Source organism: Rossellomorea sedimentorum (assembly GCF_046237645.1).
Taxonomy (GTDB): domain Bacteria; phylum Bacillota; class Bacilli; order Bacillales; family Bacillaceae_B; genus Rossellomorea; species Rossellomorea sedimentorum.
The window spans coordinates 102,727-117,658 of record NZ_CP143546.1 but is presented as its reverse complement, the minus strand read 5'-3'; the positions used below and the strand labels follow the sequence as shown (position 1 = coordinate 117,658).

Annotated in this window: 3 protein-coding genes, 9 tRNA genes and 6 rRNA genes; all 18 read right to left on the bottom strand. The window is 49.4% G+C overall.

What is annotated here, in order from left to right:
* Positions 1-9: 9 nt before the first annotated feature.
* The 18 genes from V1502_RS00590 to V1502_RS00505 all read right to left on the bottom strand — a co-directional run bounded on the left by V1502_RS00590 (position 10) and on the right by V1502_RS00505 (position 14,758).
* Entirely contained in the window at positions 10-1,080 is a 1,071-nt protein-coding gene (locus V1502_RS00590) for a protein arginine kinase (RefSeq protein ID WP_409252506.1), read from the bottom strand.
* Positions 1,080-1,622 (bottom strand): UvrB/UvrC motif-containing protein, encoded by a 543-nt coding sequence (locus V1502_RS00585; RefSeq protein WP_409252505.1) that lies wholly within the window; start codon positions 1,620-1,622, stop codon positions 1,080-1,082. Before V1502_RS00585 ends, V1502_RS00590 begins: the two co-directional genes overlap by 1 nt.
* Before the next feature lie 15 nt (positions 1,623-1,637).
* The gene (locus V1502_RS00580) at positions 1,638-2,102 is read right to left on the bottom strand and encodes a CtsR family transcriptional regulator (RefSeq protein ID WP_409254261.1); all 465 of its coding nucleotides are present in this window, start codon (positions 2,100-2,102) and stop codon (positions 1,638-1,640) included.
* A gap of 1,607 nt (positions 2,103-3,709) precedes the next feature.
* Positions 3,710-3,826 (bottom strand): 5S ribosomal RNA (rrf, locus tag V1502_RS00575).
* Positions 3,827-3,967: 141 nt separating this feature from the next.
* Positions 3,968-6,902 (bottom strand): 23S ribosomal RNA (locus V1502_RS00570).
* A gap of 206 nt (positions 6,903-7,108) precedes the next feature.
* Positions 7,109-8,659: ribosomal RNA gene (locus tag V1502_RS00565) — 16S ribosomal RNA — on the bottom strand.
* A gap of 225 nt (positions 8,660-8,884) precedes the next feature.
* Positions 8,885-8,957: transfer RNA gene (locus tag V1502_RS00560), tRNA-Ala, on the bottom strand.
* An 18-nt stretch (positions 8,958-8,975) separates the two neighbouring features.
* A tRNA-Pro gene (locus V1502_RS00555) sits at positions 8,976-9,052 on the bottom strand.
* Between the two features lie 18 nt (positions 9,053-9,070).
* Positions 9,071-9,147: transfer RNA gene (locus V1502_RS00550), tRNA-Arg, on the bottom strand.
* A 33-nt stretch (positions 9,148-9,180) separates the two neighbouring features.
* A tRNA-Leu gene (locus V1502_RS00545) sits at positions 9,181-9,269 on the bottom strand.
* Positions 9,270-9,282: 13 nt separating this feature from the next.
* Positions 9,283-9,357: transfer RNA gene (locus V1502_RS00540), tRNA-Gly, on the bottom strand.
* A 6-nt stretch (positions 9,358-9,363) separates the two neighbouring features.
* Positions 9,364-9,448: transfer RNA gene (locus tag V1502_RS00535), tRNA-Leu, on the bottom strand.
* A gap of 36 nt (positions 9,449-9,484) precedes the next feature.
* A tRNA-Lys gene (locus V1502_RS00530) sits at positions 9,485-9,560 on the bottom strand.
* Between the two features lie 15 nt (positions 9,561-9,575).
* A tRNA-Thr gene (locus V1502_RS00525) sits at positions 9,576-9,651 on the bottom strand.
* Positions 9,652-9,781: 130 nt separating this feature from the next.
* Positions 9,782-9,857, bottom strand: a tRNA-Val gene (locus V1502_RS00520).
* Positions 9,858-9,865: 8 nt separating this feature from the next.
* Positions 9,866-9,982: ribosomal RNA gene (gene rrf / locus V1502_RS00515) — 5S ribosomal RNA — on the bottom strand.
* Positions 9,983-10,066: 84 nt separating this feature from the next.
* A 23S ribosomal RNA gene (locus V1502_RS00510) occupies positions 10,067-13,001 on the bottom strand.
* A 206-nt stretch (positions 13,002-13,207) separates the two neighbouring features.
* Positions 13,208-14,758: ribosomal RNA gene (locus V1502_RS00505) — 16S ribosomal RNA — on the bottom strand.
* The 16S, 23S and 5S rRNA genes sit together here with 9 tRNA genes alongside, the layout of an rRNA operon.
* Positions 14,759-14,932: the final 174 nt, after the last annotated feature.

Sequence of the window (14,932 nt, the reverse complement as noted above, 5' to 3'; positions counted from 1 at the left end):
CGTCTCCTCCTAACTACTTCTATTCTCAAGTTTAAGTCGTTCCCGAATAAAGGCCGCTCTTCTTATGTCCCTTTCATCAGGGCGGAGCGGTCCGCCTGAATATTGTTGTAAAAACCCTGGTTGGGTAAGGATCATTAATTCATTTAAAATATTGCGGGATATATTCTGTATATACCCTAAATCAATTCCCAATCTCACATCCGACAAACATTTTGCCGCTTCTTTTGACTCAATTACCCTGCAATTCTCCAATACACCCAGAGAACGGAACACTCTGTCTTCTAATTGTATGTTAGAAGTTTTGACTAATGCTTCCCTTGCTGATTGTTCTTGAGCAATTATCTGTCTAACGACTCCGGCTAGATCATCGACGATATCCTCTTCAGATTTTCCAAGAGTGATCTGATTGGAAATCTGAAAGATATTACCTAAAGCTTCGCTGCCTTCACCGTAAATTCCTCTAACGACAAGACCTAATTGATTAATAGCCGGAATGATCCGATTCATCTGCTGGGTGATGATCAAGGCGGGAAGGTGCATCATGACCGAAGCTCTCATCCCTGTTCCGACATTTGTCGGACATGAAGTGAGATAACCGCTTTTTTCATGAAAAGCAAAATCAAGCTTACTTTCCAGCCAGTCATCAATTTCATCTGCTTTTTTTAAAGCTTCTTTTAACTGCAGTCCAGGATATAAACATTGAATGCGGATGTGGTCTTCCTCATTGACCATGATGCTTATGTCTTCCTTTTCAGAAAGGATAACTGCTCCATAGCTCGATTCATCCGTCAAATTCGGACTTACAAGATGCTTTTCCATAAGGACCCGTTTTTGAAGCGGCTGCATCTCTGACATCTTTAAAAATTCGAGATTTCCATGCTCGCCGGACTCCTCTTCAATGCATTCCTGAACCTCTTCCAGAATTTTATTGGCTTCTTCTGGTGAAAACAGTGTCGGGAAAAGGTACTCATTCAGATTGCGGGCAAGGCGAATCCTTGTACTTAATACGATATCCGAGTTAGGGCCGTCCTCACTCATCCATGAGCTGGATGCCTGACTCAAAAATTTTTCAAGTGACATTACTTACCGCCTCCCTCTTGGAGGATTTCCTTCTCCAGGGATCTAATTTCATCCCTTACCCCTGCTGCCTGTTCAAATTCCTCATCTTGAATCAACTGTTGCAGCTGGGCTCTCAAACTAGTAAGTTTTTTCTTCAGGTGAATGGTACCACCCATCCGAGAAGGAATCTTGCCATGGTGTTCAACATTCCCGCTGTGAACCCTTCGTAAAATCGGTGTCAATTCATCTTTGAATGTCTCATAACAATTCGAACAGCCAAACCGGCCTACATTGATGAACTGCTGAAACGTCATCTTGCATTTATCACATTGAAGCACTTCCTTCTTATGAATCTGTGCCTCCTGTTGTTTCATTGCTGGACTTAAATTTAAAAGTCCGGAAAGAAGACTGTTGACCGAAAAGGCAGGAGATCCCTCGAACATGAACATATCCCCTTTTTCCTTAGCACATTTTTCACATAAATGGACTTCGGTCTTTTCCCCGTTCACAATCTTTGTAAAATGGAGAGTGGCAGGTCTTTCATTACACTCCTGGCAAATCAATTCAACTCACCTCTCCTATTTATATTTTAATGTAATCAGCATCGCCTTCAGCATCCTGGCCCTTAACTCATCTCTATCAGGCAGGTCGATATAGAGCACTGAGCGATCCATCACACTTATCATTATCTTCGCTTCTCTTAAGGTAATAACCTCTTCTTCAACCAATCTGTAAACCAAATCCTCCGCAGTACTTTGAGAGACTCTGCTATCCACAAGGGAGATCAACTGGTCGACCAGATGGGCATGATCATGGGATTGCACCTTCATAATACGGATATATCCCCCGCCGCCCCGCTTACTCTCTACCATATACCCTCTTTCAATCGTAAACCTGGTGTTAATTACATAGTTGATCTGAGAGGGGACACACTGAAACTTGTCAGCAATCTCACTGCGCTTTATCTCAACAATCTCATTGCCGCTTGACTCAAAAACCCTCTTAAGATAGTTTTCGATGATATCGGAAATATTCCTCATCAGGCCTCCTCCTCTTTTGACTTTGACTATATTTGACTAAGATTATACACCAGAACAACTTGTCATTGCAATCCATTAATCTGCTTTAGAAGTTTTCCCAGATGAAGGGGTTTCTTAAACATAGGAATTTGGTTTTGTTGCGGAATTAAGGTAAAGGGGGAGGTTCGCAAAAATATGAGGTCCGTGGAAGAAGTGATTCTATTCACCTGTATGAAAAGCGCTGCGGAAGCTGGTTGTAATTAACTGGGTGGAGGAGGGGATTATTCGGGACCTTTGAATGAAGTTCTCCTTTATGGGGTACCTGCTTGCGGGTTCTTCCAGATTGGGTCCACTATGGATTAATAAACTCCTGACTTGAAAGTAAACGTGTCGAATCCTGCATTAAATAATTGAGCTTTGTGTTAAAATATTTGCCGAATTAAGTCTAATTATCCCTATGACCGTTTGATTTCATTCCAAGGCTGTCTACTACTTATGGATTGGGTGGAATAGTATTATCCTGCGGCTGGGTACGCACGGAATGATGGAGCTTTGTGAAGGATAACAAAATATACTTCTACTCATTGTTACTTATTCAAAAAATGGAAGTTACGCACGAAACTCGCCTTGTTGGTGTATGACTGCTGTATCTGGATACCATCCTCATGTCTTCGCCTCGCAATCTAAAAGTCTGACTGCATAAGAGGATTCTAACAGATCTATTTAGTGTTTTTTAGACTAGAGTATTTGTTTCTAAATCCGGGAGATTGTGCCTACTTGAATAATTGCCTAATACTAGTCTTTTGCGTCTATATCAGATTACGTCCTGCCGTAATCACTTTAGTGGCTATTAACCCTTCATTAATTACAATTTATACACCGATTGCTGTGTTTTATCCCCCTAAAATGAAACACTTAATCAGGGTACTTATGCAGGTAAGGAGAATGTTTAATAGAACTGAAATTACAGGTAGGGAGTCACTACATTTTTATGTCTTCCCCGGGGCTTCCTTGCTCCTGCTCTTGATAAATTTTCAGAACTGAACACACTTGGTTCTTACTCAAAAACAAAAAAGAGCACTTGGGTACTCTTTTAATTGCCTGGCGACGTCCTACTCTCACAGGAGAAACCCCAACTACCATCGGCACAGAAAGGCTCGGCCGGCGATGAGCGGCGAATCTCTTCGTCCGCTTCGCTCGTTCACATCCTCAGCAGAGCCCACTCCGGTGTTCTCTCCCTCCCGTCCTTGACCTTCTTGCTCCTCCCCACCCTCGCTGCTGCTTTTGATGAGATTTGAGAACTGAATACATTCTATTCTTTTTCAATACAAAAAAAGAGCACCCCTTGGGTACTCTTTGGTTGCCTGGCGACGTCCTATTCTCACAGGGGGAGTCCCAACTACCACCAGCACTGAAGGCTCGGCCGGCGATGAGCGGCGAATCTCTTCGTCCGCTTCGCTCGTTCACATCCTCATCGGCAGAGCCCACTCCGGTGTTCTCTCCCTCCCGTCCTCGACCTTCTTGCTCCTCCCCACCCTCGCTCCTGCTTTTGATGGGTTCTCAGAACTAAACACATTTTAATCTTTTTCAAATACAAAAAAAAGAGCACCACTCCGGGTACTCTTTTGATTGACTGGCGACGTCCTACTCTCACAGGGGGAGATCCCCCAACTACCATCGGCGCTGAAGAGCTTAACTTCCGTGTTCGGCATGGGAACGGGTGTGACCTCTTCGCCTTAATCACCAGACAAATATTGCTTGTAACTTGAAAGGACAAAACTTATTATATCAACTTTTCATGAAAAAGCAAGTGCTAATATAAAAATTGTTCTCTCAAAACTAGATAAAGTATGAAGAAAAGAAAGTATTCCGAGTTTCGCTAATAAAGTGTGGTTAAGTCCTCGATCGATTAGTATCTGTCAGCTGCACGTGTCGCCACGCTTCCACCTCAGACCTATCTACCTGATCATCTTTCAGGGATCTTACTCACATAAAGTGATGGGAAATCTCATCTCGAGGGGGGCTTCATGCTTAGATGCTTTCAGCACTTATCCCTTCCGCACATAGCTACCCAGCGATGCCTTTGGCAAGACAACTGGTACACCAGCGGTGCGTCCATCCCGGTCCTCTCGTACTAAGGACAGCTCCTCTCAAATTTCCTGCGCCCACGACGGATAGGGACCGAACTGTCTCACGACGTTCTGAACCCAGCTCGCGTACCGCTTTAATGGGCGAACAGCCCAACCCTTGGGACCGACTACAGCCCCAGGATGCGATGAGCCGACATCGAGGTGCCAAACCTCCCCGTCGATGTGGACTCTTGGGGGAGATAAGCCTGTTATCCCCGGGGTAGCTTTTATCCGTTGAGCGATGGCCCTTCCATGCGGAACCACCGGATCACTAAGCCCGACTTTCGTCCCTGCTCGACTTGTAGGTCTCGCAGTCAAGCTCCCTTGTGCCTTTACACTCTGCGAATGATTTCCAACCATTCTGAGGGAACCTTTGGGCGCCTCCGTTACTCTTTAGGAGGCGACCGCCCCAGTCAAACTGCCCACCTGACACTGTCTCCCACCCCGATCAGGGGCGCGGGTTAGAAGTTCAACACAGCCAGGGTAGTATCCCACCGACGCCTCCACCGAAGCTGGCGCTCCGGTTTCTTAGGCTCCTACCTATCCTGTACAAGCTGTGCCAAAATTCAATATCAGGCTACAGTAAAGCTCCACGGGGTCTTTCCGTCCTGTCGCGGGTAACCTGCATCTTCACAGGTACTATAATTTCACCGAGTCTCTCGTTGAGACAGTGCCCAGATCGTTGCGCCTTTCGTGCGGGTCGGAACTTACCCGACAAGGAATTTCGCTACCTTAGGACCGTTATAGTTACGGCCGCCGTTTACTGGGGCTTCGGTTCGCACCTTCGCTTGCGCTAAGCACTCCCCTTAACCTTCCAGCACCGGGCAGGCGTCAGCCCCTATACTTCGCCTTACGGCTTCGCAGAGACCTGTGTTTTTGCTAAACAGTCGCCTGGGCCTATTCACTGCGGCTCTCTCGGGCTTGCACCCTACCAGAGCACCCCTTCTCCCGAAGTTACGGGGTCATTTTGCCGAGTTCCTTAACGAGAGTTCTCTCGCTCACCTTAGGATTCTCTCCTCGCCTACCTGTGTCGGTTTGCGGTACGGGCACCTTTTTCCTCGCTAGAGGCTTTTCTTGGCAGTGTGGAATCAGGAACTTCGGTACTATATTTCCCTCGCTGTCACAGCTCAGCCTTATGGTGACGGGATTTGCCTCATCACCAGCCTAACTGCTTAGACGCGCATATCCAGCAGCGCGCTTACCCTATCCTCCTGCGTCCCCCCATCACTCAAACGGAAAAGAGGTGGTACAGGAATATCAACCTGTTATCCATCGCCTACGCCTTTCGGCCTCGGCTTAGGTCCCGACTAACCCTGAGCGGACGAGCCTTCCTCAGGAAACCTTAGGCATTCGGTGGACAGGATTCTCACCTGTCTTTCGCTACTCATACCGGCATTCTCACTTCTAAGCGCTCCACCAGTCCTTACGGTCCAGCTTCTCAGCCCTTAGAACGCTCTCCTACCACTGACACCAAATGGTGTCAATCCACAGCTTCGGTGATACGTTTAGCCCCGGTACATTTTCGGCGCAGAGTCACTCGACCAGTGAGCTATTACGCACTCTTTAAATGGTGGCTGCTTCTAAGCCAACATCCTGGTTGTCTAAGCAACTCCACATCCTTTTCCACTTAACGTATACTTTGGGACCTTAGCTGGTGGTCTGGGCTGTTTCCCTTTCGACTACGGATCTTATCACTCGCAGTCTGACTCCCATGGATAAGTCTTTGGCATTCGGAGTTTGTCTGAATTCGGTAACCCGATGAGGGCCCCTAGTCCAAACAGTGCTCTACCTCCAAGACTCTTACTACATGAGGCTAGCCCTAAAGCTATTTCGGAGAGAACCAGCTATCTCCAAGTTCGATTGGAATTTCTCCGCTACCCACACCTCATCCCCGCACTTTTCAACGTGCGTGGGTTCGGGCCTCCATTCAGTGTTACCTGAACTTCACCCTGGACATGGGTAGATCACCTGGTTTCGGGTCTACGACCACATACTCATTCGCCCTGTTCAGACTCGCTTTCGCTGCGGCTCCGTCTTTCCGACTTAACCTTGCATGGGATCGTAACTCGCCGGTTCATTCTACAAAAGGCACGCCATCACCCGTTAACGGGCTCTGACTACTTGTAGGCACACGGTTTCAGGTTCTATTTCACTCCCCTTCCGGGGTGCTTTTCACCTTTCCCTCACGGTACTGGTTCACTATCGGTCACTAGGGAGTATTTAGCCTTGGGAGATGGTCCTCCCAGCTTCCGACGGGATTTCACGTGTCCCGCCGTACTCAGGATCCACTCAAGAGGGAACGAAGTTTCGACTACAGGGTTATTACCTTCTGTGACGAGCCTTTCCAGACTTCTTCGTCTACTTCGTTCCTTTGTAACTCCGTATAGAGTGTCCTACAACCCCAAGAGGCAAGCCTCTTGGTTTGGGCTAATCCCGTTTCGCTCGCCGCTACTCAGGGAATCGCGTTTGCTTTCTCTTCCTCCGGGTACTTAGATGTTTCAGTTCCCCGGGTCTGCCTTCCATACTCTATGTATTCAAGTATGGATACTGCACCATTACGTGCAGCGGGTTCCCCCATTCGGAAATCTCCGGATCAAAGCTTACTTACAGCTCCCCGAAGCATATCGGTGTTAGTCCCGTCCTTCATCGGCTCCTAGTGCCAAGGCATCCACCGTGCGCCCTTTCTAACTTAACCAATAGGTTAATCAAACAAAATATCTCATAAGAGATATCCTAAAATGGCGAATTCTCGGTTCTTTCTTGACTTTCTTCATATATCTTTATCTAGTTTTCAAAGAACAATGTTTTGATGATTGATTATTTTGCTCTCGCAAAAAATCTTATTAAACCATCAAAACTGAACAAAACCAAAACAAATCGTCACGTCTCATATATCCTTAGAAAGGAGGTGATCCAGCCGCACCTTCCGATACGGCTACCTTGTTACGACTTCACCCCAATCATCTGTCCCACCTTAGGCGGCTGGCTCCAAAAGGTTACCTCACCGACTTCGGGTGTTACAAACTCTCGTGGTGTGACGGGCGGTGTGTACAAGGCCCGGGAACGTATTCACCGCGGCATGCTGATCCGCGATTACTAGCGATTCCAGCTTCATGCAGGCGAGTTGCAGCCTGCAATCCGAACTGAGAACGGTTTTATGGGATTTGCTAAACCTCGCGGTCTTGCTGCCCTTTGTACCGTCCATTGTAGCACGTGTGTAGCCCAGGTCATAAGGGGCATGATGATTTGACGTCATCCCCACCTTCCTCCGGTTTGTCACCGGCAGTCATCTTAGAGTGCCCAACTGAATGCTGGCAACTAAGATCAAGGGTTGCGCTCGTTGCGGGACTTAACCCAACATCTCACGACACGAGCTGACGACAACCATGCACCACCTGTCACTCTGTCCCCCGAAGGGGAAAGCCCTATCTCTAGGGTTGTCAGAGGATGTCAAGACCTGGTAAGGTTCTTCGCGTTGCTTCGAATTAAACCACATGCTCCACCGCTTGTGCGGGCCCCCGTCAATTCCTTTGAGTTTCAGTCTTGCGACCGTACTCCCCAGGCGGAGTGCTTAATGCGTTAGCTGCAGCACTAAAGGGCGGAAACCCTCTAACACTTAGCACTCATCGTTTACGGCGTGGACTACCAGGGTATCTAATCCTGTTTGCTCCCCACGCTTTCGCGCCTCAGCGTCAGTTACAGACCAGAAAGTCGCCTTCGCCACTGGTGTTCCTCCACATATCTACGCATTTCACCGCTACACGTGGAATTCCACTTTCCTCTTCTGTACTCAAGTCCCCCAGTTTCCAATGACCCTCCACGGTTGAGCCGTGGGCTTTCACATCAGACTTAAGAGACCGCCTGCGCGCGCTTTACGCCCAATAATTCCGGACAACGCTTGCCACCTACGTATTACCGCGGCTGCTGGCACGTAGTTAGCCGTGGCTTTCTGGTTAGGTACCGTCAAGGTGCCGCCCTATTCGAACGGCACTTGTTCTTCCCTAACAACAGAGCTTTACGATCCGAAAACCTTCATCACTCACGCGGCGTTGCTCCGTCAGACTTTCGTCCATTGCGGAAGATTCCCTACTGCTGCCTCCCGTAGGAGTCTGGGCCGTGTCTCAGTCCCAGTGTGGCCGATCACCCTCTCAGGTCGGCTACGCATCGTCGCCTTGGTGAGCCGTTACCTCACCAACTAGCTAATGCGCCGCGGGTCCATCTGTAAGTGGTAGCAAAAGCCACCTTTCCACTTTTCCTCATGCGGGGAAAAGAACTATCCGGTATTAGCCCCGGTTTCCCGGAGTTATCCCAGTCTTACAGGCAGGTTACCCACGTGTTACTCACCCGTCCGCCGCTGACTTCAGGGAGCAAGCTCCCATCAGTCCGCTCGACTTGCATGTATTAGGCACGCCGCCAGCGTTCGTCCTGAGCCAGGATCAAACTCTCCGATAGAAGTTTGACTTGCTCATTTGCTAATTATAGTGTTAGCAACTTTGTAAGAACAGAGTTCTTACTAGAATTAACGTTGACGTTTTTTGTCTTGTTTTGTTCAGTTTTCAAGGTTCAATAGTCAAGCGCTCTTTAGAGCAGCTTTTACATAATAACACCTTTAAATTGTTGTGTCAATATGTTTTTTAGTGAAGTTTTTTACTGCGCTTCGCTTCGTAAAAAACCAAGTGGAGCCTAGCGGGATCGAACCGCTGACCTCCTGCGTGCAAAGCAGGCGCTCTCCCAGCTGAGCTAAGGCCCCTTAATCTATTAGTTATAGTGGTCGGGAAGACAGGATTTGAACCTGCGACCCCTTGGTCCCAAACCAAGTGCTCTACCAAGCTGAGCTACTCCCCGATTTAAATGAATAATTAATGGCGCGCCCGAGAGGAGTCGAACCCCTAACCTTTTGATCCGTAGTCAAACGCTCTATCCAATTGAGCTACGGGCGCAAATAAAATAATCTGTCACCAGGAGAATCATTCTGGTGCCGAGGACCGGAATCGAACCGGTACGGTAGTCACCTACCGCAGGATTTTAAGTCCTGTGCGTCTGCCAGTTCCGCCACCCCGGCAAGGAAACTGTAATGGAGCGGAAGACGGGATTCGAACCCGCGACCCCCACCTTGGCAAGGTGGTGTTCTACCACTGAACTACTTCCGCGAAATATGGTGCGGGTGAAGGGAGTCGAACCCCCACGCCTTGCGGCGCCAGATCCTAAGTCTGGTGCGTCTGCCAATTCCGCCACACCCGCATATTTCATTTGTTATATTGTTTTATAAGAAAACAATGGTGAGCCATGAAGGACTCGAACCTTCGACCCTCTGATTAAAAGTCAGATGCTCTACCAACTGAGCTAATGGCTCGTGCTAAATTAGAAGTGGTGCCGGCAAGAGGACTTGAACCCCCAACCTACTGATTACAAGTCAGTTGCTCTACCAGTTGAGCTACACCGGCAAGTGTTTGTCTCACAAGGAACAATTATACTAGATTTCACATATCGTTTCAATGTTAGTTTCTGGTAGATTGTTTTACTCCGCGGCGCTTCGTAAAACAAGGAAAGATATTTTGCTTCCGCAAAAATCAGTGGTGGAGGATGACGGGATCGAACCGCCGACCCTCTGCTTGTAAGGCAGATGCTCTCCCAGCTGAGCTAATCCTCCATTATTAAGCCTGGCGACGTCCTACTCTCACAGGGGGAGATCCCCCAACTACCATCGGCGCTGAAGAGCTTAACTTCCGTGTTCGGCATGGGAACGGGTGTGACCTCTTCGCCTTAATCACCAGACGTATTTACTTGAAAGAACATCGTTCTCTCAAAACTAGATAAAGTATGAAGAAAAGAAAGTATTCCGAGTTTCGCTAATAAAGTGTGGTTAAGTCCTCGATCGATTAGTATCTGTCAGCTGCACGTGTCGCCACGCTTCCACCTCAGACCTATCTACCTGATCATCTTTCAGGGATCTTACTCACATAAAGTGATGGGAAATCTCATCTCGAGGGGGGCTTCATGCTTAGATGCTTTCAGCACTTATCCCTTCCGCACATAGCTACCCAGCGATGCCTTTGGCAAGACAACTGGTACACCAGCGGTGCGTCCATCCCGGTCCTCTCGTACTAAGGACAGCTCCTCTCAAATTTCCTGCGCCCACGACGGATAGGGACCGAACTGTCTCACGACGTTCTGAACCCAGCTCGCGTACCGCTTTAATGGGCGAACAGCCCAACCCTTGGGACCGACTACAGCCCCAGGATGCGATGAGCCGACATCGAGGTGCCAAACCTCCCCGTCGATGTGGACTCTTGGGGGAGATAAGCCTGTTATCCCCGGGGTAGCTTTTATCCGTTGAGCGATGGCCCTTCCATGCGGAACCACCGGATCACTAAGCCCGACTTTCGTCCCTGCTCGACTTGTAGGTCTCGCAGTCAAGCTCCCTTGTGCCTTTACACTCTGCGAATGATTTCCAACCATTCTGAGGGAACCTTTGGGCGCCTCCGTTACTCTTTAGGAGGCGACCGCCCCAGTCAAACTGCCCACCTGACACTGTCTCCCACCCCGATCAGGGGCGCGGGTTAGAAGTTCAACACAGCCAGGGTAGTATCCCACCGACGCCTCCACCGAAGCTGGCGCTCCGGTTTCTTAGGCTCCTACCTATCCTGTACAAGCTGTGCCAAAATTCAATATCAGGCTACAGTAAAGCTCCACGGGGTCTTTCCGTCCTGTCGCGGGTAACCTGCATCTTCACAGGTACTATAATTTCACCGAGTCTCTCGTTGAGACAGTGCCCAGATCGTTGCGCCTTTCGTGCGGGTCGGAACTTACCCGACAAGGAATTTCGCTACCTTAGGACCGTTATAGTTACGGCCGCCGTTTACTGGGGCTTCGGTTCGCACCTTCGCTTGCGCTAAGCACTCCCCTTAACCTTCCAGCACCGGGCAGGCGTCAGCCCCTATACTTCGCCTTACGGCTTCGCAGAGACCTGTGTTTTTGCTAAACAGTCGCCTGGGCCTATTCACTGCGGCTCTCTCGGGCTTGCACCCTACCAGAGCACCCCTTCTCCCGAAGTTACGGGGTCATTTTGCCGAGTTCCTTAACGAGAGTTCTCTCGCTCACCTTAGGATTCTCTCCTCGCCTACCTGTGTCGGTTTGCGGTACGGGCACCTTTTTCCTCGCTAGAGGCTTTTCTTGGCAGTGTGGAATCAGGAACTTCGGTACTATATTTCCCTCGCTGTCACAGCTCAGCCTTATGGTGACGGGATTTGCCTCATCACCAGCCTAACTGCTTAGACGCGCATATCCAGCAGCGCGCTTACCCTATCCTCCTGCGTCCCCCCATCACTCAAACGGAAAAGAGGTGGTACAGGAATATCAACCTGTTATCCATCGCCTACGCCTTTCGGCCTCGGCTTAGGTCCCGACTAACCCTGAGCGGACGAGCCTTCCTCAGGAAACCTTAGGCATTCGGTGGACAGGATTCTCACCTGTCTTTCGCTACTCATACCGGCATTCTCACTTCTAAGCGCTCCACCAGTCCTTACGGTCCAGCTTCTCAGCCCTTAGAACGCTCTCCTACCACTGACACCAAATGGTGTCAATCCACAGCTTCGGTGATACGTTTAGCCCCGGTACATTTTCGGCGCAGAGTCACTCGACCAGTGAGCTATTACGCACTCTTTAAATGGTGGCTGCTTCTAAGCCAACATCCTGGTTGTCTAAGCAACTCCACATCCTTTTCCACTTAACGTATACTTTGGGACCTTAGCTGGTGGTCTGGGCTGTTTCCCTTTCGACTACGGATCTTATCACTCGCAGTCTGACTCCCATGGATAAGTCTTTGGCATTCGGAGTTTGTCTGAATTCGGTAACCCGATGAGGGCCCCTAGTCCAAACAGTGCTCTACCTCCAAGACTCTTACTACATGAGGCTAGCCCTAAAGCTATTTCGGAGAGAACCAGCTATCTCCAAGTTCGATTGGAATTTCTCCGCTACCCACACCTCATCCCCGCACTTTTCAACGTGCGTGGGTTCGGGCCTCCATTCAGTGTTACCTGAACTTCACCCTGGACATGGGTAGATCACCTGGTTTCGGGTCTACGACCACATACTCATTCGCCCTGTTCAGACTCGCTTTCGCTGCGGCTCCGTCTTTCCGACTTAACCTTGCATGGGATCGTAACTCGCCGGTTCATTCTACAAAAGGCACGCCATCACCCGTTAACGGGCTCTGACTACTTGTAGGCACACGGTTTCAGGTTCTATTTCACTCCCCTTCCGGGGTGCTTTTCACCTTTCCCTCACGGTACTGGTTCACTATCGGTCACTAGGGAGTATTTAGCCTTGGGAGATGGTCCTCCCAGCTTCCGACGGGATTTCACGTGTCCCGCCGTACTCAGGATCCACTCAAGAGGGAACGAAGTTTCGACTACAGGGTTATTACCTTCTGTGACGAGCCTTTCCAGACTTCTTCGTCTACTTCGTTCCTTTGTAACTCCGTATAGAGTGTCCTACAACCCCAAGAGGCAAGCCTCTTGGTTTGGGCTAATCCCGTTTCGCTCGCCGCTACTCAGGGAATCGCGTTTGCTTTCTCTTCCTCCGGGTACTTAGATGTTTCAGTTCCCCGGGTCTGCCTTCCATACTCTATGTATTCAAGTATGGATACTGCACCATTACGTGCAGCGGGTTCCCCCATTCGGAAATCTCCGGATCAAAGCTTACTTACAGCTCCCCGAAGCATATCGGTGTTAGTCCCGTCCTTCATCGGCTCCTAGTGCCAAGGCATCCACCGTGCGCCCTTTCTAACTTAACCAATAGGTTAATCAAACAAAATATCTCATAAGAGATATCCTAAAATGGCGAATTCTCGGTTCTTTCTTGACTTTCTTCATATATCTTTATCTAGTTTTCAAAGAACAATGTTTTGATGATTGATTATTTTGCTCTCGCAAAAAATCTTATTAAACCATCAAAACTGAACAAAACCAAAACAAATCGTCACGTCTCATATATCCTTAGAAAGGAGGTGATCCAGCCGCACCTTCCGATACGGCTACCTTGTTACGACTTCACCCCAATCATCTGTCCCACCTTAGGCGGCTGGCTCCAAAAGGTTACCTCACCGACTTCGGGTGTTACAAACTCTCGTGGTGTGACGGGCGGTGTGTACAAGGCCCGGGAACGTATTCACCGCGGCATGCTGATCCGCGATTACTAGCGATTCCAGCTTCATGCAGGCGAGTTGCAGCCTGCAATCCGAACTGAGAACGGTTTTATGGGATTTGCTAAACCTCGCGGTCTTGCTGCCCTTTGTACCGTCCATTGTAGCACGTGTGTAGCCCAGGTCATAAGGGGCATGATGATTTGACGTCATCCCCACCTTCCTCCGGTTTGTCACCGGCAGTCATCTTAGAGTGCCCAACTGAATGCTGGCAACTAAGATCAAGGGTTGCGCTCGTTGCGGGACTTAACCCAACATCTCACGACACGAGCTGACGACAACCATGCACCACCTGTCACTCTGTCCCCCGAAGGGGAAAGCCCTATCTCTAGGGTTGTCAGAGGATGTCAAGACCTGGTAAGGTTCTTCGCGTTGCTTCGAATTAAACCACATGCTCCACCGCTTGTGCGGGCCCCCGTCAATTCCTTTGAGTTTCAGTCTTGCGACCGTACTCCCCAGGCGGAGTGCTTAATGCGTTAGCTGCAGCACTAAAGGGCGGAAACCCTCTAACACTTAGCACTCATCGTTTACGGCGTGGACTACCAGGGTATCTAATCCTGTTTGCTCCCCACGCTTTCGCGCCTCAGCGTCAGTTACAGACCAGAAAGTCGCCTTCGCCACTGGTGTTCCTCCACATATCTACGCATTTCACCGCTACACGTGGAATTCCACTTTCCTCTTCTGTACTCAAGTCCCCCAGTTTCCAATGACCCTCCACGGTTGAGCCGTGGGCTTTCACATCAGACTTAAGAGACCGCCTGCGCGCGCTTTACGCCCAATAATTCCGGACAACGCTTGCCACCTACGTATTACCGCGGCTGCTGGCACGTAGTTAGCCGTGGCTTTCTGGTTAGGTACCGTCAAGGTGCCGCCCTATTCGAACGGCACTTGTTCTTCCCTAACAACAGAGCTTTACGATCCGAAAACCTTCATCACTCACGCGGCGTTGCTCCGTCAGACTTTCGTCCATTGCGGAAGATTCCCTACTGCTGCCTCCCGTAGGAGTCTGGGCCGTGTCTCAGTCCCAGTGTGGCCGATCACCCTCTCAGGTCGGCTACGCATCGTCGCCTTGGTGAGCCGTTACCTCACCAACTAGCTAATGCGCCGCGGGTCCATCTGTAAGTGGTAGCAAAAGCCACCTTTCCACTTTTCCTCATGCGGGGAAAAGAACTATCCGGTATTAGCCCCGGTTTCCCGGAGTTATCCCAGTCTTACAGGCAGGTTACCCACGTGTTACTCACCCGTCCGCCGCTGACTTCAGGGAGCAAGCTCCCATCAGTCCGCTCGACTTGCATGTATTAGGCACGCCGCCAGCGTTCGTCCTGAGCCAGGATCAAACTCTCCGAAAGAAGTTTGACTTGCTCATTTTGCTAATTATAGTGTTAGCAACTATATAAGAGCTGTGCTCTTATTAGAATTAACGTTGACGTTTTTTGTCTTGTTTTGTTCAGTTTTCAAGGTTCAATTTCCGTCGCTCGTTTTTGGCGACTTGATTATCTTAACATCTTTCAAAAGCTGAGTCA